Annotated in this window: 20 protein-coding genes; 11 read left to right on the forward strand and 9 right to left on the reverse strand. The window is 69.9% G+C overall.

Annotated features, from left to right (window positions below; all coding sequences use genetic code 11):
- Window positions 1-60: 60 nt before the first annotated feature.
- From EP757_RS24230 to EP757_RS24240, 3 genes are read left to right on the forward strand one after another with little or no spacing between them, the layout of a single operon-like run.
- Window positions 61-1,035 carry a methionine ABC transporter ATP-binding protein gene (locus EP757_RS24230; protein WP_127549648.1) on the forward strand — a complete coding sequence of 325 codons (975 nt, stop codon included), beginning with the start codon at window positions 61-63 and terminating at the stop codon, window positions 1,033-1,035.
- Window positions 1,032-1,688 (forward strand): methionine ABC transporter permease, encoded by a 657-nt coding sequence (locus EP757_RS24235; protein ID WP_127549650.1) that lies wholly within the window; start codon window positions 1,032-1,034, stop codon window positions 1,686-1,688. The genes EP757_RS24230 and EP757_RS24235 overlap by 4 nt, the downstream gene beginning before the upstream one ends.
- Before the next feature lie 11 nt (window positions 1,689-1,699).
- On the forward strand, window positions 1,700-2,518 hold the full coding sequence (locus tag EP757_RS24240; protein WP_127549652.1) for a MetQ/NlpA family ABC transporter substrate-binding protein: 819 nt from the start codon (window positions 1,700-1,702) through the stop codon (window positions 2,516-2,518).
- A 46-nt stretch (window positions 2,519-2,564) separates the two neighbouring features.
- On the opposite strand, the gene EP757_RS24245 is transcribed toward EP757_RS24240, so the two are convergent.
- Entirely contained in the window at window positions 2,565-3,263 is a 699-nt protein-coding gene (locus EP757_RS24245; protein WP_127549654.1) for a lytic polysaccharide monooxygenase, read from the reverse strand.
- A gap of 1,240 nt (window positions 3,264-4,503) precedes the next feature.
- Window positions 4,504-4,971 carry an Lrp/AsnC family transcriptional regulator gene (locus tag EP757_RS24250; RefSeq protein ID WP_127549656.1) on the reverse strand — a complete coding sequence of 156 codons (468 nt, stop codon included), beginning with the start codon at window positions 4,969-4,971 and terminating at the stop codon, window positions 4,504-4,506.
- A gap of 130 nt (window positions 4,972-5,101) precedes the next feature.
- Between EP757_RS24250 and ald the strand changes: the two genes are divergently transcribed.
- A complete protein-coding gene (gene ald, locus EP757_RS24255; RefSeq protein WP_127549658.1) occupies window positions 5,102-6,217 on the forward strand; it encodes an alanine dehydrogenase in 1,116 nt (371 codons plus the stop codon).
- Between the two features lie 867 nt (window positions 6,218-7,084).
- On the opposite strand, the gene EP757_RS24260 is transcribed toward ald, so the two are convergent.
- On the reverse strand, window positions 7,085-7,732 hold the full coding sequence (locus tag EP757_RS24260; RefSeq protein WP_127549660.1) for an SDR family oxidoreductase: 648 nt from the start codon (window positions 7,730-7,732) through the stop codon (window positions 7,085-7,087).
- Window positions 7,733-7,783: 51 nt separating this feature from the next.
- On the opposite strand from EP757_RS24260, the gene EP757_RS24265 reads away from it, so the two are divergent.
- Entirely contained in the window at window positions 7,784-8,194 is a 411-nt protein-coding gene (locus EP757_RS24265) for a PH domain-containing protein (protein WP_127549662.1), read from the forward strand.
- Between the two features lie 57 nt (window positions 8,195-8,251).
- On the opposite strand, the gene EP757_RS24270 is transcribed toward EP757_RS24265, so the two are convergent.
- The gene (locus EP757_RS24270) at window positions 8,252-8,998 is read right to left on the reverse strand and encodes a TetR/AcrR family transcriptional regulator C-terminal domain-containing protein (RefSeq protein ID WP_127549664.1); all 747 of its coding nucleotides are present in this window, start codon (window positions 8,996-8,998) and stop codon (window positions 8,252-8,254) included.
- Between the two features lie 77 nt (window positions 8,999-9,075).
- On the opposite strand from EP757_RS24270, the gene EP757_RS24275 reads away from it, so the two are divergent.
- The 3 genes from EP757_RS24275 to EP757_RS24285 all read left to right on the forward strand — a co-directional run bounded on the left by EP757_RS24275 (window position 9,076) and on the right by EP757_RS24285 (window position 11,582).
- On the forward strand, window positions 9,076-9,981 hold the full coding sequence (locus EP757_RS24275; protein WP_127549666.1) for an ATP-binding cassette domain-containing protein: 906 nt from the start codon (window positions 9,076-9,078) through the stop codon (window positions 9,979-9,981).
- On the forward strand, window positions 9,978-10,757 hold the full coding sequence (locus EP757_RS24280) for an ABC transporter permease (protein WP_127549668.1): 780 nt from the start codon (window positions 9,978-9,980) through the stop codon (window positions 10,755-10,757). The genes EP757_RS24275 and EP757_RS24280 overlap by 4 nt, the downstream gene beginning before the upstream one ends.
- Before the next feature lie 129 nt (window positions 10,758-10,886).
- Window positions 10,887-11,582, forward strand: coding sequence for a GntR family transcriptional regulator (locus tag EP757_RS24285; RefSeq protein WP_127549670.1), 696 nt, complete (start codon window positions 10,887-10,889; stop codon window positions 11,580-11,582).
- Window positions 11,583-11,624: 42 nt separating this feature from the next.
- On the opposite strand, the gene EP757_RS24290 is transcribed toward EP757_RS24285, so the two are convergent.
- On the reverse strand, window positions 11,625-12,227 hold the full coding sequence (locus tag EP757_RS24290) for a bifunctional 2-polyprenyl-6-hydroxyphenol methylase/3-demethylubiquinol 3-O-methyltransferase UbiG (RefSeq protein WP_232049977.1): 603 nt from the start codon (window positions 12,225-12,227) through the stop codon (window positions 11,625-11,627).
- 14 nt (window positions 12,228-12,241) lie between these two features.
- Complete coding sequence (locus EP757_RS24295; RefSeq protein ID WP_174262441.1) at window positions 12,242-12,451, reverse strand: AlpA family transcriptional regulator; 210 nt, start codon at window positions 12,449-12,451, stop codon at window positions 12,242-12,244.
- A gap of 160 nt (window positions 12,452-12,611) precedes the next feature.
- Here EP757_RS24295 and EP757_RS24300 point away from each other — a divergent pair, with 160 nt between their 5' ends.
- The gene (locus EP757_RS24300) at window positions 12,612-13,976 is read left to right on the forward strand and encodes a CotH kinase family protein (protein WP_127549674.1); all 1,365 of its coding nucleotides are present in this window, start codon (window positions 12,612-12,614) and stop codon (window positions 13,974-13,976) included.
- Window positions 13,977-14,018: 42 nt separating this feature from the next.
- On the opposite strand, the gene EP757_RS24305 is transcribed toward EP757_RS24300, so the two are convergent.
- On the reverse strand, window positions 14,019-15,269 hold the full coding sequence (locus EP757_RS24305) for a spermidine/putrescine ABC transporter substrate-binding protein (protein WP_127549676.1): 1,251 nt from the start codon (window positions 15,267-15,269) through the stop codon (window positions 14,019-14,021).
- 205 nt (window positions 15,270-15,474) lie between these two features.
- Here EP757_RS24305 and EP757_RS24310 point away from each other — a divergent pair, with 205 nt between their 5' ends.
- Entirely contained in the window at window positions 15,475-20,106 is a 4,632-nt protein-coding gene (locus tag EP757_RS24310; protein ID WP_127549678.1) for a hypothetical protein, read from the forward strand.
- Here the strand turns inward: EP757_RS24310 and EP757_RS24315 are convergent.
- The gene (locus EP757_RS24315; RefSeq protein WP_127549680.1) at window positions 20,091-21,158 is read right to left on the reverse strand and encodes an alkene reductase; all 1,068 of its coding nucleotides are present in this window, start codon (window positions 21,156-21,158) and stop codon (window positions 20,091-20,093) included. The genes EP757_RS24310 and EP757_RS24315 overlap by 16 nt on opposite strands.
- A gap of 77 nt (window positions 21,159-21,235) precedes the next feature.
- Window positions 21,236-22,462 (reverse strand): MFS transporter, encoded by a 1,227-nt coding sequence (locus tag EP757_RS24320; RefSeq protein WP_127549682.1) that lies wholly within the window; start codon window positions 22,460-22,462, stop codon window positions 21,236-21,238.
- Window positions 22,463-22,537: 75 nt separating this feature from the next.
- Here EP757_RS24320 and EP757_RS24325 point away from each other — a divergent pair, with 75 nt between their 5' ends.
- A complete protein-coding gene (locus EP757_RS24325) occupies window positions 22,538-23,542 on the forward strand; it encodes a LacI family DNA-binding transcriptional regulator (protein WP_127549684.1) in 1,005 nt (334 codons plus the stop codon).
- Window positions 23,543-24,035 lie beyond the last annotated feature (493 nt).

The following is a 24,035-nucleotide window of genomic DNA, read 5'->3' on the forward strand; positions in this document are numbered from 1 at the left end:
AACCCATCAGCTGAGTAGGTTTTGCGATGCTCGTCACATCGGCTGACCAGGGTGTTTTACGTGATTGAAATCAGCGGTCTGCACAAGTCGTACCGCTCACGCCAGCGAACGGTCAATGCCGTCGCCGGTGTCGACCTGTCCGTGGGCGAGGGCGAGGTGTACGGCGTCCTCGGCCAGAGCGGCGCCGGCAAGAGCACGTTGCTGCGGTGCGTCAACATGCTGGAGAAGCCGGACGCCGGCACGGTCGAGGTCGACGGTGTCGATCTGACGAAGCTGCGCCGCAAGGAGCTGCGGATCGCCCGGCACGGCATCGGGATGATCCACCAGCATTTCGCGCTGTTGTCGTCGCGCACCGTGGCAGCGAACGTCGCTTTCGCACTGGAGATCACCGGGACGCCGAGGGCCGAGCGTCACCGGAGGGTCGCCGAGCTGCTCGACCTCGTCGGGCTGACCGAGCGCGCCGACGCGTACCCGGCCCAGCTGTCCGGCGGCCAGAAACAGCGTGTCGGCATCGCCCGGGCTCTCGCGGCACGGCCGAAGGTGCTGCTCTCCGACGAGGCGACGTCCGCGCTCGACCCGGAGACGACGGATTCGATCCTGCGGCTGCTGCTCGACCTGAACAAACGCCTCGGGCTGACGATCCTGCTGATCACGCACGAGATGACCGTGGTGAAGCGGATCTGCACGTCGGCGGCGGTGATGCGGGACGGCCGGTTCGTCGAGTCGGGGCGGGTCGCCGACCTGCTGCGCGAGGACTCCGAGCTGGCCCGTGACCTGTTCCCGATCGAGGCGCCGACCGCGATCCCCGGCTCGACGGTGATCGACGTGACGGTGAGTGGCGAGAATGCGGATCGCCCGATTCTGAGTGAGCTCGCCAGAAAGCTCGACTTCGACGTACAGATCCTGGCGGGGTCGGTGGAAACGCTCGCCGCGACGCGCGCCGGAAGGTGGAGGCTCGCCCTCCCCGGCGAGGACAACCGCGAAGCCGTCGACTTCCTTCGTAGATCGGGCGCGCTCGTGGAGGTCGCGAAATGACCTGGGAAGAAACGTTCGAGCTGCTCGGCACCGGATTCCAGGAGACCGCCTGGATGGTGGGGGTGGCGACGCTGCTGACGGCGATCGGCGGCCTGCTGATCGGCGTGCTGCTGATCCTCACCGACAAGGGCGGGCTGCTGGAGGCGCGCCCGGTCAACGCGGTGCTCGGTGTGATCGTCAACGTCGGCCGCTCGCTGCCGTTCATCATCCTGCTCGTGGCGATCATCCCGTTCACCCGGCTGGTGGTCGGCACCACGATCGGCACCGACGCGGCGATCGTGCCGCTGACCATCGGCGCCATCCCGTTCTTCGCCCGGATCGTCGAGTCCGCCCTGCGTGAGGTCCCGCCAGACGTGGTCAGCGCGGCCGTCGCGATGGGCGCCACCCGGACGCAGATCGTCGGCAAGGTGCTGCTCCGCGAGGCGATGCCGGCCCTGGTCGCCGGCCTGACCATCACCGTGATCGCGATCATCGGCTACTCCGCGATGGCCGGCACGGTCGGCGGCGGCGGCCTCGGCGACCTCGCGATCCGCTACGGCTACCAGCGCTTCGAGACCGAAGTCATGATCGCGACGGTCGTGGCCCTGGTGATCTTCGTCCAGCTTGTCCAGATGGTGGGCGACGTCCTCGTCCGCCGGCTCTCCCATAGATGAAAGGTTCCACCATGCGCCGCCGCTCCCTCGCCGTGCTCGCCGCCGCTTCGCTCCTTCTCGGAGGCCTGGCCGCGTGCGGATCCTCCTCCGACGAATCCGGTGACTCGGACGTCTTGAAGGTCGGCGTCAGCCCGGTCCCGCACGGCGAGATCCTGAAGTACGTCTCCGACAACCTCGCCGCCGCCGAAGGCCTCAAGCTGGAGATCGTCGAGTTCAACGACTACATCCAGCCGAACGTCGCCCTCAGCGAGAAGCAGATCGACGCCAACTACTTCCAGCACATCCCGTACCTGGAGGAGGAGGTCGCCGCGAAGGGCTACAAGTTCACCGCGCTCAAGCCGGTGCACATCGAGCCGCTCGGCGTCTACTCCAAGACCGTCAAGGCGATCGCCGATGTCCCGAACGGCGGCGTCGTCGCGATCCCGAACGACCCGTCGAACTCGGGCCGCTCGCTCAGCCTGCTCGCCAAGAACGGCCTGATCACGCTGAAGGACGGCGTCGGCGTCAAGGCGACCGAGAAGGACATCACCGCGAACCCGAAGAACCTGCAGTTCAAGTCCCTGGAGGCGGCTCAGCTCCCGCGCAGCCTCGAGGACACCGCGATCTCGGTGATCAACGGCAACTACGCGATCGAGACCGGCCTCAAGCCGTCGGCCGACGCGCTGGCGCTGGAGACCGGCGACGACAACCCGTACGCCAACCTGGTCGTCGTCCGCACCGGCGACGAGACCGACGCGCGGATCGTCAAGCTGGAGAAGCTGCTGCACTCGGCCGAGGTGAAGAAGTTCATCGAGGACAAGTACCAGGGCTCCGTGCTCGCGGCGTTCTGACGCTGTGGCGCCCGTGCCGGATTCTTCCGGCACGGGCCCCTTTCTCCTAGCAGGCTCCCTGATCCACCCAGACGCTCGCGACGCCCGGCGTCTCGCCCTGCGTCCACCACTGGGCCTTCCACTTGCGGCCGTTGTAGGTAGCGAAGTTCCCGCCGACATAGACGGTCGAGCTCGCCCACGCGCTCACTCCGCCGCAATTCCCGGTGGGCGGCGGCGTCGTCGGAGTACCGCCGCCACTCCCGCCGACATTGACGTCGATGCACGAGTAGAACGCATTCGCGGTGTCCGAGATATTCCATACGGCAAGGATCTTCTGCCGCCCCGAATATCCGCTCAGATTCACCGTGTGTGACAGCGTCGCCGGCGGCTGCTGGTTGTTCCCGCTGAACGACGCGACCCGGGTGCCGCCAATCCAGTATTCCCAGTTGGCCGTCGCGTGCCGTGCCGTGTTGACCCAGGTGAAGGTCTGTGACGTGCTGACATTCGTGGCCGGCCAGCCCTTGCTGTCGTCGTTGAGCTCCGCGAACCCGGCCACGTTCGCATTGCACGTCTTGAGCCCCTTCGGCCCTTCGACGCTCTGCGGCTCATACTTGATCTGCCCGCACGACATCACTCCCTGTGCGCAGAGAGCCTGCCTGCTGGGCGGCGAGGAGACGTACCCGTGCGCCGCTGCCGGGGATGCCGCCAGCAACGATCCGGCGGCGCCGACCACGGCGACCGCGAACAGGGCGAGCAACTTGCGCATGCCACACCTCCAATGACGTTCATCAATTCACTGGTGTGACAAGAATATAAAGCAAACTTTCCTAACAGAGAAGCGAGGGCGCCAAGGTCAAATTCAAGATGTCGCATTGGGGTGGTGGGTGCGGACCGCAGCTCACGCCGAGGGCCCACCCCGGGCCGCTGGCCGCTACGCGTCCATCCCGCGCCCCAGGGGCGGGCGGCCTGAGTGAGTGGTGACGCTCCTCCTCCTATCAGTCCCGCCGTCCCACCCCATGTCCGTCCCGCCTTCCCGCGACCGCAGCCCACCCCATTCGCGCGCCGAGCCGCATGTCACGTATCCACCCGCCGGCACCGACGGCGGTTGAGTTGTGTCTTGTCGTGCGGCGAGCCGTAGGCCCGGTACCTCCTTCGTGGCCGATTCCGTGGCTGGGCTACGGCTCATCCACTAAGCCGTAGCCCATGCACCCATTCGCGCGGTCGATTCCGCGGCCGGGCTACGGCTCGCTGGGTCGGCCTGCTGCTTTGGGTTACTGGTGGCGCGTCGGTGACAGGCTCCCAGCGCGGGGTCGCGGGGCCCAGGTCGTCGGGCGGCGCCGGCACCGGCCTGGCTCCCGCTCGGATCTTGGGCGATGTTCGACCGCCGGATGTGCAGGATCGTCCAAGATCGCGGAGGGGCGGAGGGGCGGAGGGGCGGAGGGGCGGAGGGGCGGAGGGGCGGAGGGGCGGAGGGGCGGAGGAGCGGAGGAGCGGAGGAGCGGAGGAGCGGAGGGGCAGAGGGGCGGAGGGGCGGAGGAGCGGAGGGGCAGAGGAGCGGAGGAGCGGAGGGGCAGAGGGGCAGAGGGGCAGAGGGGCAGAGGCTAGAGCGCGGAGGGGCGGCCACGAGCGCACGCGGTGGGAGCTCGGCGGCTGTTCGGGCCGGCTGCACGCCAGTGCTGCCTCAACGCCCGAAATGTCGCTCTGCGGTACAGCTGGGCGAGACTGGCTGCACGTCAGCGCCGGCCCGATGCCCGAAATGTCGCCCTGGTGGGTAGCCATTTCGCCGCGGCTGGAACTCCGGGGACTGTTCCGGTGGGATTTGGAGGTCTGGATCGGGTGGTCGCGGGGCGTGAGGGCCCACCGGGGATGGCGGCGAGTATGGCCGGGCGGAGGTGGCCGCAGGTGTGGTGCGCCACGGGACGGGGACGGCTCGGGCGGGACGGGCGCCATCCCCGTACAAGGAATCCGATGTTGACCCTGACCACGTGATGATCAGAGGTGGGGAATCAGGCGCCGCGCCGGTGTTCGAAGATCAGGTACGTTTCGGTGCCTGCGACGAGGCGCGTGCTGCTCAGCCGCTCCGTGATCACATTGCGCAGGTCGTCGACGTCGGCTGCTGCCACGTGGAGCAGGAAGTCGTAGGAGCCGGAGACGAAGTAGACGTCCCGGACGGCGGGGATCCCGGCGAGCGACTCGGCGAACTTGCCGATGCCGTCCCGGGCGTCTGACCGAATTCGAACAGCGATCATCGCCTGGATGGGGCGGCCGATCCAGGCCGGGTCGACGTCGGCGTGGAAGCCGCGGATCGCCCCGAGCTCCCGCAGTCGCCGCACCCGGGTGAGGCACGTCGATGGGGCGATGCCGACACGGTCGGCGAGGGCGTTGTTCGGCATCCGGCCGTCGGCCCGCAGCAGGCTCAGCAGTTCCAGATCGATGTGATCGAGGCCTCGAACATCCTTCGGAAGATCGGTCACAGCAGCGGGCCGGCGTGAAGAAAATGCCCGGGCAGTGTAACGAACAGAATCATCTTCGCTGCACTTGCCGGTCTGCTGCACATCGTTCCACCCTATCGCCAGAGGACAACGAAGTCGAAAGGACAACCCCATGCGCGTCGGCGTGCCCGAAGAGGTCAAGAACCACGAGTACCGGGTGGCCATCACCCCGGCCGGCGTGGTCGAGCTGGTACGCCACGGCCACGAGGTGCTGATCCAGGCCGGCGCCGGGGTGGGTTCCGCGATCACCGACGAGGACTACATCGCTGCCGGCGCCACGATCGCCCCGGACGCCGACGCGGTCTGGGACGCGGCCGACATGGTCCTCAAGGTCAAGGAGCCGATCGCCTCCGAGTACCACCGTCTGCGGTCCGGCCAGGTGCTCTTCACGTACCTGCACCTCGCGGCCGACGCCGAGGGGACGAATGCGCTGCTCAACAGCGGGACGACGGCGATCGCGTACGAGACCGTGCAGCTCACCGACGGCTCGCTGCCGCTGCTCGCCCCGATGTCCGAGGTCGCCGGGCGGCTCGCACCGCAGGTCGGCGCGTACAGCCTGATGCGCAACAGCGGCGGCCGCGGCGTGCTCCCCGGCGGCGTCCCGGGCGTCTCACCTGCCAAGGTCACCGTCATCGGCGGTGGCGTCTCCGGCGTCAACGCGGCCACCATCGCCCTCGGCCTCGGCGCCGACGTGACCGTTCTTGATCTGAGCATTCCGCGTCTGCGCCAGATCGACGCGCAGTTCGGCGGCCGGGTGAAGACGCTCGTGTCGAGCTCCCTCGCGATCGAGCAGTCGGTCATCGAGGCCGACCTCGTGATCGGCGCGGTCCTGGTGCCCGGCGCGAAAGCCCCGACGCTCGTCAGCAACGACCTCGTCAAGCGCATGAAGCCCGGCTCGGTCCTCGTCGACATCGCCATCGACCAGGGCGGCTGCTTCGAGGACTCGCGCCCGACGACCCACCAGGACCCGGTCTACCAGGTCCACGAGTCGGTCTTCTACTGCGTCGCGAACATGCCCGGCGCGGTGCCGAACACATCGACGTACGCCCTCACGAACGCGACGCTCCCGTACGTCCTCCGCCTCGCCGACCTGGGCTGGAAGGACGCCCTCCGCGCGGACCCGGCACTCGCCCTCGGCCTCAACGTCCACGCCGGCACCTTGACGAACGACCTGGTCGGCGCCGCCCTCGGCCTCCCCACCGAGCAGATCAGCACCATCCTGGCCTAGCCTCCCACTCGCCCCCGGCTCTCCACGCCGGGGGCGATCAAGTTCCCTTTTCCTTGTACGGGGATGGCGCCCGTCCCGCCCGAGCCGTCCCCGTCCCGTGGCGCACCACACCTGCGGCCACCTCCGCCCGGCCATACTCGCCGCCATCCCCGGTGCGCCCTCACGCCCCGCGGCCACCCGATCCAGACCTCCAAGTCCGACCGGAACCGTCCCTGGAGTTCCCAGCCGCGCGGAATGGCTGCCCACCAGAGCGACATTTCGGGCGGCGGGTCGGCGCTGACGTGCAGCCGGTCTCGCCAGGCTGCACCACGGAGGATGGCCCACGGATGAGAAGAGCCGTTCTAGCGACACGTGCAGCCAGTCTCGTCCGGCTGTACACGGAGCGACATTTCGGGCATCGGGTCAGCGCTGATGTGCAGCCAGTCTCGCCTGGCTGTACCGCAGAGCGACATTTCGGCGTCGAGGCAGCGCTGGCGTGCAGCCGGCCCGGACAGCCGCCGAGTTCCCGCCGCGTGCGCTCGTGGCCGCCCCCGTCCTCTGCCCCTCCGTCCTCTGCCCTCCTGCGATCTTGGGCGATCCTGCACATCCGGCGGTCGAACATCGCCCAAGATCCGAGAGAGAGTGAGGGAGCCAGGCCGGTGCCGGTGCCGGCGCCGCGCGACGACCTGGGCCCCCGCGACCCCGCGCTCGGAGCCTGTCACCGACGCGCCAGCAGCAACCCAAAGCAGCAGGCCGACGCAGCGAGCCGTAGCCCGGCCACGGAATCGGGCGCGCGGAAGGTGTGTGGGCTACGGCTCGGTGGCGTGAGCTGTAGGGCGGGAGCCACGGCGCGGCCTTGAGAGGTGTGCGGACCTGGCTGGTTTGGTGTCAGGGGTGCAGGGACTTGACTGCTTCGGTGATGGGGACTTCGCCGTTGAAGAGTTCGGCGACCGTGCCGATCGTGGACGGGGTGCGGAGGATTTCGGCTAGGACTTCGGCCACGTCGTCTCGGGTTATCGGGCCTCGGTTGCCCAGTTCGGTGGTCAGCGTGACCAGGCCGGTCCCGGGGTCGTCGGTCAGCGAGCCGGGGCGGGTGATGGTGTAGTCGAGGCCGCTTTCGATCAGGTGGCGGTCGGCGTCGGCCTTGGCCTTGAGGTAGGGCAGCATCGAACCCGTCGCCGCCTCCGGGCGGTCCGCTCCGATCGAACTGATCATCACGTAGCGGCGTACGCCCAGGGCTCGCGCCGCGTCGGTGAGCTTGACGGCGCCGCCCAGGTCGACCGTCGCCTTGCGCGCGTCGCCGCTGCCCGGGCCCGCGCCCGCCGCGAAGACCACCGCGTCCGCGCCCTTCACGTACGGCTCCAAGGTCGCGTCGGCCTCGAGATCGCCGATCACCGGGATCGCGCCGACCGCTTCCAGGTCGGCGGCCTGCGAAGGCTTGCGGATCAGGCCGCGGGCGCGGTCACCCCGGGCGGCGAGCAGCCCGAGGAGCCGCAGTGCGATCTTGCCGTGTCCGCCGGCTACCAGAACGTCCATGGGGCGACCGTACCTCGCCGTGCCGATACCGCTCTGGAATGATCGACCACCATGAGCCAGACATGGGGCGTCACGCCGGCCGGGAAGATCAGCACGGTCGCGGGCGGTGTGGTGGTGACCGGCTACGGGTTCGCCGTCGCGGGACCGGTCTTCGGGACGGTCGTCCTGGTCGTCAGCGCGCTCGCGATCTGGCTGACCGCGATCCGGCCGTCGGTCACGCTGACCGGTGACGAGCTGATCGTGCGGAACCCGTGGGGTACGACCACCGTCCCGCTCACCGACGTGAAGGGGTTCGGCGGCGCCTATGCCGGGCTCAGCATCGAACGGCACTCGGGCGGCTCGGTCGCGGCCTGGGCGGTGCAGAAGTCGAACGCCGCCAAGTGGTCCGGCAAGCGAACCCGGGCCGACGAGGTGACCGACGCGATCCGCCAGGCGGCCGGAATGGCCGGCCGGCGCTCCTGAGGCGCAGGGGTCGAAGCCGGTCATCGCGACCCGGGTCATGGCCGTGCCTGGGAGCGCTTACCGTGCCAGCAAGGCCTCGACGCCGTCGAGGAGGCGGTCCAGGCCGAAGCGGAACGTCCGCGCCGGATCGCCCACGGCGTTGTACTCCTCACCTGCCGCGGTGCCGACGCGACCGGAGATCGGATACGCGCCCGGCGGCATGACCCGTTCCAGGATCGGCGCGTTCACCGCCCACCAGTCGGCGTCCGAGATGCCCGACTGCTCCGCGGTGCGGCGTGCCGTGACCGAGACCTGCGCGGAACCGGCGATGTAGGCGCCCAGCATCGTGACGACCTGGTCCATCTCGAGGTCGCTGAAGCCGGCGTTCTCGATCGCGGCGAGCTGCCACTCGTACCGATCGGAGCTGTTGGGGCCGATCCAGGGACGGCTGCTCTCCACCTGCAGCAGCCACGGGTGCCGGTGGAATTCGTCCCATAGGTGGAAGGCCACGCCGGTGAGGCGTTCCCGCAGGTCACCGTGGTGCGGGGGATGCGGGTGCTCGCCGATGACCTCATCCACCATGAGGCCGATCAATTCCGAGCGGCCAGGGACGTACGTGTAGACGCTCATCAGTTTCAGGTTCAGCCGATCAGCGACCTTGCGCATCGAGAACGCCGGCAGGCCCTCCTCGTCGGCGACGGCGATGCCCGCCTGGATCACTTCGTCGACGCTGACCCGCTTCTTCGGCCCCCGGGTTCCCTGCGGAGTTCCCAGGGTGCGCCGCCACAGCAGCTCCAAGGTCCGGTCGACGTCGCGATTCTCCATGTGCGCAGATTACCCCGTGGGGTGTACGGTGTTCGCCGCAGCATTTTCCGTAAGGTATACGGAGTTAAGGAGAGCCCGTGCATACCCTGTCGGCCCGAGGACTGCGCAAACGGTACGGCGACCTGAACGCTCTCGACGGTTTCGACCTGAACATCCCCGAAGGCGTCATCCACGGCCTGCTCGGCCCCAACGGCGCCGGCAAGACCACCGCGGTGAAGGCGCTGGCCACCCTGATCGACATCGATGAAGGCTCGGCGAGCGTGGCCGGTTTCGACGTGCGGACCCGGTCCGCCGAGGTCCGCCGCCGGATCGGGCTGGTCGGGCAGAACGCCGCCGTCGACGAGGTGCTCGGCGGCCGGCAGAACCTGGTGATGTTCGGCCGCCTCTACGGGTTGAGCAAGGCGGACGCCCGGGTCAGAGCCGATGAGCTGCTCGGCGTGTTCGGCCTCACCGAGGCGGCCGACCGGGCGGTGAGCACGTACAGCGGCGGCATGCGGCGCCGGCTCGACATCGCGGCCGGGCTCATCCTCACCCCCGCGGTGCTCTTCCTCGACGAGCCCACGACCGGTCTCGATCCGCGGGCGCGCAACGAGGTGTGGAACACCGTGCGGGAGATCGCCGAGCAGGGGACCACGGTGCTGCTGACGACGCAGTACCTCGACGAGGCCGACCAGCTGGCGTCGCGGATCTCGGTGATGGACCACGGCCGGGTCGTGGCCGAGGGCTCACCGGATGAGCTGAAACGGCAGGTCGGGGGAGATCGGGTGACGGTCACCGTGTCGATCAAGGACTCCCTCGACGAGGTGGCGCAGAGGCTGGAGCCCGCCGTCGTCGATCACGACGCCCGGACGGTCACCGTGAACGCCGACATCAAGGAGGTCATCCGGATCCTGGACAAGTCCGATATAGCGCCGGAGGACCTGCAACTGCGCCGGCCCACCCTCGACGAAGCGTTCCTGGCCCTGACCGGAGGTGGCCGATGACCACGATGCGTGCCGGCTGGATCCTCACTCAGCGGGAACTCGCCCACTGGGTCCGCGAACCGTGGGGCCCGATCTTCTCGGTGCTCTTCTCGATCATGTTGTTGCTGGTCTTCGGGTTCCTCTTCGGCGGGGCGATCACTCTGCCGGGCGGCGGCGACTACATCGACTACCTGCTGCCCGGCATGCTGGCGCTCAGCATGATGTTCGGCGTCGAGTCGACCGCCACGGCGATGGCGAACGATGCGAAGAAGGGCATCACCGACCGGTTCCGATCACTGCCGATCGGGAGCGCGTCGGTGGCGTTCGGGCGGGTCGGCGCCGACATGGCGAACTCGGTGCTGGAGCTCTTCGTGCTGATCGCCGGCGGCCTGCTGGTCGGCTGGCGGATCACGTCGGATCCGGCGTCGGCGGCTCTCGCCGTACTGCTGCTGTTGCTCTTGAGGTTTGCCGTGCTCTGGATCGGGATCTTCCTGGGGCTGACGTTCCGCGGCGGCGGCGCGACGGCGGCCGTGCAGGTGCTGGTCTGGCCGATCGGGTTCCTCTCCACCGCGATCGTGTCGGCGGAGACGATGCCGGCGTGGCTCGGGGCGATCGCGGCGTGGAATCCGCTGTCGGCCACCGCGACCGCGGTCCGGGAACTGTTCGGCAATCCGACCGGGGTGACCGGTGGAGTGCTGGAGGACGGCGCGGTGTGGCTGGCTCTCGGCTGGCCACTCGTGCTGACGGCGATCTTCATGCCGCTGTCCGCCAGGGCTTACCGGAGGTTGAGGGCCTAGAACGCGATGACGCCGGCGCTGCCCGCCCCCCACTCGGGCAGCACCGGCGTTTGTCGTACGCCCCCGTAGCTACGACACTCGGATCGTATACGATCCATCGAAAGATATACGATCACGCGGACGGGGTCTATGTCGTCTCTGTTGTCGAAACACGAGTCGGTCTACCGGTCCATCCGGGAGCGGATCCTCGGCGGCACCTACGGGCCGGGGGAGCGGCTCGTCCTGAGTGCCATCGCCCGCGATCTCGACGTCAGCCCGGTGCCGGTGCGCGAGGCCATGCGCCGCCTCGAAGCCGAAAACCTGATCACCTTCGAACGCAACGTCGGCGCCCGGGTCAACACCCTCGACGACGAGGCCTGGGAGCAGCTCGTCGAGATGCTCGCCCTGCTCGACGGCTATGCGATGCGCCGCGCGCAGTGCCGGATCACGCCGGCCGCGATCGGCGAGGCGCAGCGGCTCAACGATGCCCTGCGCGCTCACGCCGGGGGGCCGGCCGACCAGCACGGCGAGGTCATGGCGCTGCACCGGCTCTTCCACCGGATCTTGTACGCCGCGGGGGACAACCGCTACCTGATCGAATCGCTGGACAGCGCCTGGGATCGCATCGACGCCTCCCGGGTCCTCGCCTCCCGCTGGCCCGCGCACCGGCTCGTCAGCTCCGTCGACGAGCACGATCAGCTGTTGCGGATGCTGCGTTCCGGCGACGTCGCGGGGGACGAGCTGGAACGCTGCACCCGTCAGCACAGCCTCAACGCGATCATCGCGATCCGGGGCCGGCGAACCCCGGGCCAATTGGATCGGGCGGTGCTGCCCGGCCTTCCATGACGCCCGGGGACGGGCATGCCGGAGAGGGCAGGGTTGTGGTCGTCAGCTCCCTGCGTACGAGATCGGGATCGTCGCCCGCAGAAGGAAACCGCGCAGAGTGAGTGGCGCGCCGCCCTGGAAGGCGGCGATGTCGATCTCCTCGACCGATGCGCCGACCCAGGCGGGCGCGGAGAAGACGCTGCGCAGGAAGCTCTCCGTGACGCCCCAGCCCTCCGTCTCCAGCGCCGCCGCCAGCACGAACAGGGTCGCGCCGGGCGCGGCGAGCTCGGGCAGCCTCGCCAGGTAGGCGTCGACGTCGGCGCCGTTGCGGACCAGGCTGTGCAGCAGCCCCGAATCGAAGATCGCGTCGAAGTGGCCGGTCAGATCGAGCCGTGTCGCGTCCTGGACGTCGAAGGTGATGGTCAGGCCCTCGGCGGACGCCTTGGCCCGTGCCTGATCGATCGCCGCGGCCGAGAAGTCGATCGCGGTCACCTGGAAACCGAGCCGGGCCAGCGCCAGTGCGAGATCACCGGTGCCACAGCCCAGGTCCAGAACCCGGGGACCGCGCGGCTCCCCGGCATCGAGAACCGCGGCGAGAGCGGGCTGCGGACCACCGATCTCCCAGGGCGGCGGGGTGTCCGAACGGTACATCTCTTCGAAATCCACGGATCCTCCCCTGGTCATGACGACGCGACTCCGTAGGCGGCCAGCCCCGGCCGGCGCCGGCGAATCCACCGCTCCACCTCGGCGGCGTCCCAGACCTTGCCCAGCGGCAACACCTGGTAGGGCTCTGGGAAGTCCTCCCGGTTGATCACTTGGTGGGCTCGCTGGCGGGAGACCCGCAGACGCGCGCGGACCTCGGCCGGACCCATCAGCACAACTCTATTCATGTCCCACGACTATAGTCGTAAACCAAGTAGCGAGCGACAAGGCTTACTCCTTGCGCGTCAATCGCGCCCATGCAACGCACAGGCTCAGCACAACCAGAACAACAGCGGATGAACTTTCCTGGAGGGGTCCAGCAACTCGGCCACGAAGGATGATGCGTCAATGTCGGGACCCGGCAACTCCTACACACTCTCCCGCCGCCGCTTCGGCGCCGCGCTCGCCGGAGTCCTCGGCCTGGCGGCGCTCGGCGGATGCGCTGCGGAGGCGACCACGTCGTCGACCAGCGGCGGCAGCTCGGACGCGACCATCTTCGACAGCGGCACGGTGCACGACATCGAGCTGACGTTCGAGGACAGTGCCTACGACGCGATGATCGAGGCCTATCGCAAGGACGAGACGAAGGACTGGATCGAGACCGCCGTCTCGATCGACGGTACGACGTACCAGAAAGCGGGTTTGCGCCTGAAAGGCAACTCCTCGCTGAGAGGGCTGAACGGCAGTGGGAACCAACCCGGCGGATCCAGCATCTCCTCCGACAAGCCCGAGGACCTGCCCTGGCTGATCCGCCTGGACAAGTACGTCGACGGGCAGGCGCACCAGGGCTACACCGATTTCGTGGTCCGCTCGAACAACACCGAGTCGGCGCTGAACGAGGCGGTCGCGCTGGAACTGCTCGGGCAGGCCGGGCTCGCCACCGAGAAGTCGTTCTCCACCAGGCTGTCGGTCAACGGCGGCACGGAGGTGCTGCGGCTGATCGTGGAGAATCCGGGGGACAAGTGGGACGCGGACAACTTCGACGGCGCCGGGCTGCTCTACAAGGCGGAGGCGAACGGCGACTACAGCTACCGGGGTGACGACGCGGCCAGTTACAAGGACGTGTTCGATCAGGAAGCCGGCGACGACGATCTCACGCCACTGATCGCGTTCCTCAAGTTCATCAACGAGTCCGATGACGCGACTTTCGGCTCTGATCTGGGTGAATACCTGGACGTGGACGCGTTCGCGAAGTATCTGGCGTTCCAGGAGCTGGTCCAGAACTCGGACGACATCGACGGGCCGGGCAACAACTCGTACCTGCGCTACACCAGCTCATCCAAGATCATGACGGTGGTGAACTGGGACCTGAACCTGGCCTTCGGGGGCATGGGCGGAGGTGGCGGCATGCGCGGTGGTGGTCAGCAGGGTGATGCGCCCGCGACCGCGCCCAGTGGTGCGCCCGCCCAGGGCGGCGGCGGTTTCCCCGGAGGCGGCGGTTTCCCCGGAGGCGGCGGGGACAAGGAGGCAGGCCGCGGTGGTTTCGGAGGGCGGTCCAACATCCTGGTGACGCGCTTCCAGGCCAATTCCACGTACGCCGGGAAGTACACCGCGGCGCAGGCCGACCTCAAAGCCGCCCTCTACACCAGCGGGGCAGCGAAGACGGTGCTCGACCGGCGGGCGGCGGTGCTCACCGCGCAGGCCGCCGACCTCGTGTCAGCGGACACCGTCACCTCGGAGGCCTCCAAGATCTCCGCGTTCTTCACGAGCTGACCCGAGGAGAAGGGGCCCCGCCTCCGGAGCCCCTTCTCCTGTCTAGCCCAGGACGATCGGCTCGAAGACCGAGGTGAAGTCCCGCTGCTCCTCGGCGGTGTTGAAGCTGACGTAGTAGTGCAGCTTCTCGTAGTCGGCCTCGCTCGGGAACACCAGCGAGCTCTCCGCGACCGCCAGCATCTCCTTCTTGTCGTCGCCGGACAGTTCGGCGGCGTCAGCGCGGATCTGTTCCTGCGCCGCGGGCACCGGGCACACGTAGTTGATGTACTCGGCGAGGGACGCCGCGTTCTCCACCTCGTAGAAGAAGTCGATCAGCATGAGGGCGTCGACCGGGTTCGCCGCGGTGATCGGGATGGCGAAGTTGTCGGTCCAGATCGTGCCGCCCTCCTCCGGGATGACGAACTTGAAGTTCGTACCGTCGGAGAGGTTCTTCTGGAAGATGTCGCCGGACCAGGCCTGGGTGATCCAGACCTCGCCGTTGCCGAGGGCCTCGACGTAGTCCTGCTCGTAGTACTGCCGGACGATGCCCGCTTCCTTCTGCTGCTTGAGCTTCGCGGCGCCCTTCTTCCAGCCGGCCTCGTCCGAGTCGCCGGGGTTCACGCCGGCCGCGAGCATGCCGAAGTTGGCGAGCTCGGTCAGGTCGGACATCATGCCGACCTTGCCCTTGAACGCCGGGTCCCACAGGTCGGCGAGCTTCGTGATCGGCCGGTCGACCTTGTCCGGGTCGTAGGCGATGCCGGTGATCCCGGACGCCCACGGCACGCTGAACAGGTTGCCCGGGTCGAACGACTCGGTCGTGTACGCCTTCGCCGCGTTCGCCGCGAAGTTCGGCAGCCGGCTGTGGTCGAGCGGCGCGAGGAAGCCGGCCGAGCGGAACTGCCCGAACTGCACCCCGTTGGTGATCACCATGAGGTCGTAGCCGATCGCCTGCTTCGCCGACAGCTGCGGCTGCACCTTGGCGAACCAGGGGCCCATCTCCTGGATGACCTCCTGGTAGTTCACCGCGATCCCGGTCTTCTCGGTGAACTTCTTGAGCTCCGGCCGCTCCGGATCCATGTAGAGCGGCCAGTTGGCGAAGTCGACCTTGTTGTTCTGCTGCTTGCCGGCCCAGAACGTGGCGATGGTGTTGGTGTCGACACTCGCCGCGGGCGTGCCCTTGCCCTCCACCCCGCAGGCGGCCAGCGCGGCGCCGAGCGCGCCGAGACCGCCGAGCCGCAGCGCGTCACGGCGGCCGAGCCGCCGCTGCGTCACGCCGCGCAGGAGGGAGGAATCCGGGGTGTTGCGGGGAAACATCGGGCTCCGATCAGGTACGGGGTGCGCGCGGCGCTCTGGACGTGAGCAGCCGGCGTGGCATGGTCACACACGGTCGGGACCGCCCCGGGAACAGGCCATGATCCGATGGTATGTGTCACCTCGGCATCGCTGGTGAAGACGGCGGCGATGCGGGTCACGGCGGAGTTCGATCTTCGTACATGATGACGATGTGATACAGCGAGGGATGGGTCGGGCCGGTTGGGCCCTGATCGCCGTCGCGCTGCTCGCCCCCGGCCTGTGGGTGATCGTCCAGGCGTTCGGAGCACCGGAGAAGGAGTTCGAGCGCTGGGTCGGCTGGGCCAACATCATCGCGCTCTTCGTGGGTGGCCTCGGCGCCTCCCTGGTCGTCGTCGAGAAGCTGACCGGGAAGCCGCACACGCCGATCGACGACGAGGCCCTCGACCGGGCGGCCGGCGAACTCGCGGCCCGGCTCACCGGCGATTGGTCCCGGGAGGCCTCGTTCCGGCAGGTCAACCGGCCGGCGCCGGTCATCGTACGGTGGTCGTCGACCGGGCGGCCGGCCGCGAACCGGGGGATCGTGCTCGACGACACCACCGGCGCGGGCTGGCGCGAGATGCCCCTGCGGGGTGACGTGCGGCAGATCGTCGACGCGTATCGCGGACTGCCGCACCGGCAGCTCATGGTGCTCGGCGGTCCCGGCGCCGGGAAGAGCGTCCTGGCGATCCTGCTGTTGCTCGGTCTGCTCCGGGCGCCGGAGGAGAACGAACCGGTCCCGGTTCTGCTGCCGCTGAACGTCTGGGACCCGGCCGAACACCTCGACGACTTCGTCGTGCGGCGGCTCGCCGAGGATTACGGCGACGTGCTGCAGGCGCACGGCGACCCGGACCGGGTGGCTCGCCTGCTCGTCGAGCAGCGCCGGGTCATGCCGATCCTGGACGGGCTCGACGAGTTGCCGGCCGCGCGGCACGCGGCCGGTGTGGAGGCACTCGACGGGTACGCCGCTGAGTGGCGCCCGGTCGTGGTGACCTGCCGTGGTGAGGAGTACGTGCAGGCAGTCGTCGCCGGTCAGAAAGTGTTGTCCCGAGCGGCGGTGATCGAGATCGAGCCGGTGACACCGTCCGCCGCCGCGGAGTTCCTCCGCTACCCGGAACCGGGCAAGCCCCGCTGGGAGCCGGTCTTCGAGCACCTGGACGGACATCCGGACGGAGCGCTGGCATCGGTGCTGTCGACGCCGCTGATGGTGGGACTCGCGCGGACGGCGTACCAGGATCCGCGCAGTGACCCGGCCGAGCTGCTGACCCTGCCGGACGCCGGCGCGCTGGCCGACCGGCTCATGGACGCCTACGTGACCGGCGTCTACGCGGAGGAGCCCCGGCCCGCCGAGCGGCGGCGGACGTGGTCGCCCCGTCCCGGCAAGGCCCGGCGCTGGCTGAGCACGCTCGCTCATCACCTGCACACCACCGGGAACCGGGACCTGCACTGGTGGCAGATCGACCCGGGTGTGCTGTCCCGGTACCCGAGGGCGGCCCGGGTGCTGAGCCGCTGGCTGCCGGTGTTGCTCGCGGCGCTGGTGGCGGGGGCACTCACCTGGCCGCGCAGCGGGCCGCGGATGGCCGTGTTCGACGCGACGATCGCGGCTCTGGTCGTCGCCGCCGGCGTCAGCGGCATGATCCGCCCGCTGTGGCCCGACGCCCTGCCGCCGGTGGTCCTGCTGCGGTACGTGCCCGACCGGGTCCGCGGGATCCGATCACGGCAGATCCGGCTGACCTTCGGAGCGGCGGGCGGGCTGCTGGCCGGTGCGCTGGCCCGGCCGGCCGGCACGAGTCCGGTGATCGCTCTCGTCGTCGGGCTGGCCGGCGGGCTGCTGTGCGGGATGCTCGCCGGGGTGCGGCTGCCGTGGCCGGCGCGCACCGGCGTCCGGACCCGGCCCCGGTCGAGCCTGCGGCAGAACTGGGCGGTGTGCGGCGGCGTCGCCGTGCGGCACGCGCTGACCGCGGCGGTCCTGGTCGGCGCGCTGTCCTGGCCGGTGTACGGCGGTCCGGGCGCGGTCACGATGGCGGCGGCGGCCGCGGCGGTCTTCGGAATCACGACCGGACTGGCGGCCGGCGGCTGGGCCTGGGTGCGCTTCCGGATCACGCACGCCCGCCTCGTCGTCCGCGGACTGTTTCCCGTGCGGCTCTGGCTGTTCCTGGACGACGGCCACCGGCGGGGCGCACTGCGCCAGGCCGGCGCCGTCTACCAGTTCCGGCACGTGCTGCTCCAGGAGCATCTCGCTGACCGGGTGGTACGGGTCGGTGGATCGGCCGCGCACGCGGATGCCGTGGCCCGCCTCCCCGCCGGCCTGCTCGCCGACGAGGCGGTGGCGGCGAAGGTCGCCGACGTGCTCGCCGAGCAGGGACGATTCGATCTCCTGCGCGAGTTCTACCGGTCCGCGAAGAGCGGGCTGGTCGGGCCTCTGGCGATCGCGCTGGTCCGGCTCGGCCGTGCGGAGGAGATTCCCCGGCTACTCAACGGCTTCGAGCCCGCGGTCGTCATCCGGGCTCTGGTCGACGAGGGGTGCCCGGAGTTGGCCGTCCCCCTGCTCGACGAACTGCCGGGCTATGACATGCCGGTCGCGGTCGACGTCGTCGTCGCCCTCTTCCGGGCCGGTGCGGCCGAGACGGCGATCGAGGTGGCTCGCGCCCACGGGCTGGCCGGCCGGTCACGAGTCCTCGAACAGGCGGTGCGCCACGGCCGGTTCGACCTGCTGCTGACCGAGTTCGACGCCGGGACGGAGGCCGCCGCCGTGATCGCCGAGCGGCCCCGCCTGACCGGAGGGGACGTCCTGCTGCCGGGCCTGATCGCGCGATTCGATCGGCTCGGACCGTCGTTGCGGGCGGCCGTGCTGCTCGCCTCGGGCCTGGAGGGTAACGCTGACTGGGAGAAGCTCCCGCCAGACACCATCGCCGAGGCTCTCGGCGAGCATCGGCGGATTCCCGACCTGCAGCGGCGTGCCGCGGACGGGGACCGGCACGCCCGGCAAAGTTTAAGCATCCAGCTCGGGCACGAGGGGGCCGTCCAGCGGCTCCGCGATCTCGCCGGGATCGGGTCCTGGACGGCGGCGGCCCGGCTGGCGGAGTGGCTCGGCCGCCGGCGGCGCGTCGATGACCTGCGGCGCTATGCCGACGGCGCGATCGAGGTGGTGACCGAGGCGAGGCGCGCGGTGCACGCAGCCGAGATCTACTCCGATGCCCAGCTGCGGGCGCTGCGCGACGGTGAACGGCGGGAGGAGATCTGGGTCGGCGCGCTGGTATCCACGCTGCTGGCCGAAGGGCGCCACGAGGATCTGGCCGAACTCGCCGGCCACAGCACCATCGAGGCGATCGAGGCGCTGGCGCAGCACCACGTCGAACACGGCGACCTCGAGGCGGGCCTTCCCTGGTTGGGCGAGCTCTTCGGGATCGGACATCCCTACGGCGCATGGCTGCCCCGGGCGCTGGTGCGGCTCGGCCGCCTCGACGAGGCGAGCGGGGTTCTGCGGGGACGGACGAGCAGCACCGAGGCGGAGGCGGTGGAGGAGGTGGTCGAGGCGCTGCTCGCAGCGGACCGGCTGGACGATGCCATCGAGCTGCTCCGGTCGCGGACCAGTCTGATGGATCGGTACACCGCAAATCGGCACAGCATGCTCCTGCTCGCTCAGCTCTTCGCCCGGCACGGCCGCTTCGCGGAACTCAGCGACCGTGCCGAAGCATCCGAGGACAGCGCGGTCGCCACGCTACTGGTGGACACGCTGCGCTCGGCCGGCCGGATCGACGATCTGCAGCGGCGGGCCGGCTCGGGCGACTGGTACGCGGTGGAGAACCTCGCGGCGATGCTGGCCGAGCAGGGCCGGATCGACGATGCGGTGACGCTTCTCCAGTCGCGCGCCGACGCCGGGTCCGAGGGGGCCGCGGTGTACCTGATCGGTTTCCTCGCGGCACACGGCCGCACCGACGACGCGATCGCCCGGCTCCGAGCCCGGGAACGCGGCGGTGACGAGATCGCCGCACTCTGGGCCGCGATCCTGCGCCGCATCCCCGAGCAGGTCACCAGGCTGCGGAAACTCGCCGCGGAAGGGGACGACTACGCGGCCCAGCGACTCGCCGAGACACTGCTGCTCGGCGGCCGCGACCAGGAGGCGCTGGTTCTGCTACGCGGCCGGGCCGACGCCGGCGACCGGTACTGCGCGGGCCTGCTGGCGCACCTGCTGACCCGGATGCGCCGGATCGGCGAACTCCGCGACCGTGCCGATGCCGGCGACGGCCCGGCGGCGATCACGCTCGCGCGGTACCTCGACAGCGAGTTCGGTGATGCTGAGCTGCGGAAACGGGCCGCGCGTGGGGACGACGCCGCGGCCGCCCGGCTGTCTCATACCCGGCGGCACTGGGACGGGAACCTGCCCGACCGCAGCGTGCGCGACCGTTTCACCGCCGAGCTCGTGATCCGTGGCGGGGAGTCCAAGAAGCTCCTCGCGACGGCGTTCTTCCTGGACGAGCGGGTCGCGGACGGCCACGGCTGGGCCCGCTGGATGCGGGTCGACCTCGCCGTGCGGCAGGAGCGGATCGGCGTGCTGCGGGAACTCGCTGCCGGGGGTGACGCCTACGCCGCCCGCCGCCTCGCCGAGCAGCTCGCCGAGCGTGGCGACTTCGCCGAGACCGGGCGGCTGCTGCGGCGGCGGGTGGCGGCGGGTGACGAGTACGCCGGGTGGTGGCTCACCGACATCCTCGGTGACGCCGGGCGGATCACCGAGTTGCGGGCCTGGGCCGAGGAGTCGGAGGACGAGTACGCGTGGGCTCGCCTCGCCGAGCTCGACCCCGGCTCTCAGCGCGCCGGGTAGTCGGTGTAGCCGCGCGGGCCCGGGGTGTAGAACGTGCTCGGGTCGGCCGCGTTCTCCTCGGTGTCGTGCTGCCAGCGGGCGGCGAGATCCGGGTTGGCGATGGCCGCGCGGCCGACGGCGGCGGCCTCCGCGACGTTCTGCTCGATGAGGGCGATCGCCTCGTCCCGGGTGGTCTGGGTGCCGAAACCGGTGTTCGCGATGACCGGGGCCACCTTGCGGAAGCTCTGCGTCAGCACGCCGGCGGGCTCGTGGTGCAGCACGTCGACGAAGGCGAGACCGAGTGGCGCGAGGCCGTCGGCGAGGGCCGCATAGGTGGCGGCCAGGTCGTCCGGGTCGGTCTCCAGCGCGCCCTGGATGTTGTGCTCCGGGGAGACGCGGATCCCGGTGCGCTCCGGACCGATGGCCTCGCTCACCGCGGTGACGACCTCGATGGCCAGGCGGGCCCTGCCGGCGGGCGTTCCGCCGTACGAATCATCCCGGGAATTGGCATTGGGAGCGAGGAACTGGTGGATGAGATAGCCGTTGGCGCCGTGGATCTCGACGCCGTCCAGGCCTGCCTCGATCGCGTTGCGGGCGGCGGCCACGAAACCGGCGACGATGCCGGCGATCTCCTGCTCGGTCAGGGCGTCCGGCACCGGCAGCGGCGTCTTGCCGTCCGGGATGCGGATCTCGCCGGGCGCCGCGATGGCGGAGGGAGCGACGGTCCGGCCGGTGAGGCTGATCGCCGGATGCGAGATCCGGCCGCCGTGCATGATCTGCATGACGATGGTGCCGCCCTCGGCGTGCACGGCGTCGGCGACCCGCCGCCAGCCGGCGACCTGCTCGGCCGTCTCGATGCCCGGCTGACCGATCCAGGTACGCCCCTCGCGGACCGGCCAGGTCCCCTCGGTGATGATCATTCCCATCGACGCGCGCTGCCGGTAGTGCTCGACCAGGAGATCGCCGGGCACGCCGTCCTCGCCCGCGCGGATTCGGGTCAGGGGCGCCATCACCAGGCGATTGCGGAGGTTGAGCGCACCGAGCGTGGTCGGAGTGAAGAGCTTGTTGGTCACACCATGTAGTCAATCTCCGGATTGTTGCGGCGACAAGTTAATGAGTCCTTGGTTACGTTGCCTTGTGATCGGTTTACTCAGACCGTGACGGGTTCGCGGTTGTCGGTGGGGGCCGGGGCCTTGTGGCGGAAGCTGAGCAGCGCCAGCAGCAGGCCGATCACCGTGAGGGCGACACCCAGCCAGGCCGACGACAGATAGCCCCAGCCCGCGGCGATCGCTGCTCCGCCCAGGGCCGCGCCGATGCTGTTGGCGATGTTCAGCGACGACTGGTTCACGGCCGCGCCCATGAGCTGGGCGTCCGGGGCGGCGGCGATCAGCAGCGCCTGCAGGGCCGGGACGATGAAGAGGCTGGCCGCGCCGGTGAGGAAGGCGCCGAGGAAGAGGCCGGCCGGGTGGGCTGCCGTCGCGGCGAAGACGACCACGGAGGCGAGCATCGCGATGAAGCCGATCAGCACGGTGCGGCGCAGGTTCCAGTCGGCGGCCACGCCGCCGACCGCGATACCGGCGGTCATGCCGAGGCCCATCACGGCCATCACCCACGGGACCGTGGAGGAGGAGAGCCCGGTGATCTGGGTGGTGACCGGGGCGACGTAGCTGTTGACCGCGAAGAATCCACTGGTGCCGATCGCGACGGTCGCCGCCACGAGCCAGACCTGCGGGGAGCGGAAGGCGGCCAGCTCGGCGCGCGGTGATCCGCCGGGCGCCGCGGCAACCGCGGGGACGGTCACCAGCACCGCGACGAGGGTCAGGGCGAAGACGGCTGCGACCGCGAGGTAGGCGGCACGCCACCCCTGCGACTGGCCGAGCGCGGTGATCAGCGGGACGCCGAGCAGGTTGGCCGCGGTCAGGCCGCCGATGACCATCGCGACGCCCTTGCCCTGGTTGCCCGGGCCGAGGATGTTCGCGGCGAGGATGCCGGCGGCGCCGAAGTAGGCGCCGTGGGCCAGGGCGGCGACGAAACGGCCGGCCAGCACGAGTTCGAAGGTGGGGGCGAGCGCTGACGCGGCGGTTCCCACGACCATCAGGCCGAGCAGGCTGAGGACGAGACGGCGGCGGGCGGCGCGCGCGGTCATGGCGGCGATCGTCGGAGCGCCGATGACGACGCCGAGGGCGTAAATGGTGATCATCCAGCCGGCGGTGGCCACGGCGTCGGCGTGCGAGCGGGCGTAGTCGGCGGGAAGGAGGTCACTGGCGATCTCAGGAAGCAGGCCCATGGCGACGAACTCGGTCAGGCCGAGTCCGAAGCCGCCCAGGGAGAGGGCGAGAAGAGCTGCCCAGCGGCGGCCGGCTGTCAGGTTGTCCACGGGAGGAGACTCTAGAACGTTCTAGTAGTGCGGCGTTATAGAACGTTCTAGTTCTCACAACGTACGATCGTGGCTATGCAGTCAGGGGAGCGGCGCACTACCCTTGCCGACGTCGCGGCCGAGGCGGGTGTGTCGGTCGCGCTGGCGTCGATCGTGATGCGCGGCGCCGCCGGTGCCGGAGCGGCCACCCGGGAGCGGGTTCTCGAAGTCGCCCAGCGGCTCGGATACCAGCCGGACAGCCGGGCGCGCCTGCTGCGCAGCGGGCGGTCACGGCTGCTCGGCGTCGTCTTCGACACGCGGCATCCGTTCCACGTCGATCTGCTGACCGGGCTCTACGACGCGGCGGGCCGGGTGGGGTACGAGGTGACGCTCAGCGCCGTGACGCCGCGGCGGGACGAACGGACTGCGATCGACGGTCTGCTGCAGGACCGGTGCGAGGCGCTCGTGCTGTTCAGTCCGCGTACCCGGACGGCCGACCTGGCCACGCTCGCCGCCCGGATGCCGGTGGTCGCGATGATGCGCGGGATTCGCCACCGCGACGTCGACGTGGTGCGGACCGACGACGCCCGCGGCTCCGAGCTGGCCGTCGACCACCTGGTCGACCTCGGCCACCGCCGGATCGCCCACATCGACGGCGGCACGATGCCCGGCTCGGCCGAGCGGCGGCAGGGCTACCAGCGGGCGATGCGCCGGCACGGCCTGGCCGAGCTGATCCGGATCGTTCCCGGCGGTCCGGGCGAGGAGGACGGTGTCAGCGCCGCGGCGCGGCTGCTGACGGATCCGCCGTCCGCGGTGGCCGTCTTCAACGACCTGAGCGCCACGGGGCTGCTCGACGTGCTGCGCGGAAACGGTCATGCGGTGCCCGGTGACATCAGCGTGGTCGGCTACGACGACAGCACCTTCAGCCGCCTCGCCCACATCGACCTCACGACGGTCGCCCAGGACGTCGACGCGCTGGCGGGCCAGGCGGTGCGACGAGCTGTAGCCCGCATCGAGTCCACCGCGGTCGACCATCGTGAAGTGGTGATCGAGCCGAGACTGGTAGTGCGCGGCACCAGCGGTCCGCCCGCCGAGCCGTGATGGGGCCGTCGCTTGGGAGCTTTCGCCTGCGTGGTCGGGGTGGCGCCGAGCCGGCCTGCTTGGCCGGGGACTGTTGCCTTACCCAGGTCCGCGGCGCCGACGCCTCGTGGTGCGCCGACGCATCGAGGTGCTCCGAGGTGCCCCTCGAAGCGCTCCGAGGTGCGCAGATCTCCCGCGGGTGGACGGTTGCCGGGCCCAGATCTTGGGTGACTCTGTACCGCGGCGTGTGCAGGATCGCTCAAGATTTGCTGGTGGTGGCGGCCTGTCCTCGGTGCTCTGAGCTTCTTGTGCGGATCTTGAGTGATTCTGAACTCTGGGAGGTGCAGGATCGCTCAAGATCTGGTGGTGGTGGTGGTGGTGGTGGCGGTGGCGGGCTGCTCTCGGTGCTCTGAGCTTCTTGTGCGGATCTTGAGTGATTCTGAACTCCGGGATGTGCAGGATCGCTCAAGATCGGGCTGATGGCGGGCTGATGGCGACTGGTGGCGGGCGGGCA

Origin of the sequence: Actinoplanes sp. OR16, from assembly GCF_004001265.1 — a bacterium.
In the GTDB taxonomy this organism is placed as follows: domain Bacteria; phylum Actinomycetota; class Actinomycetes; order Mycobacteriales; family Micromonosporaceae; genus Actinoplanes.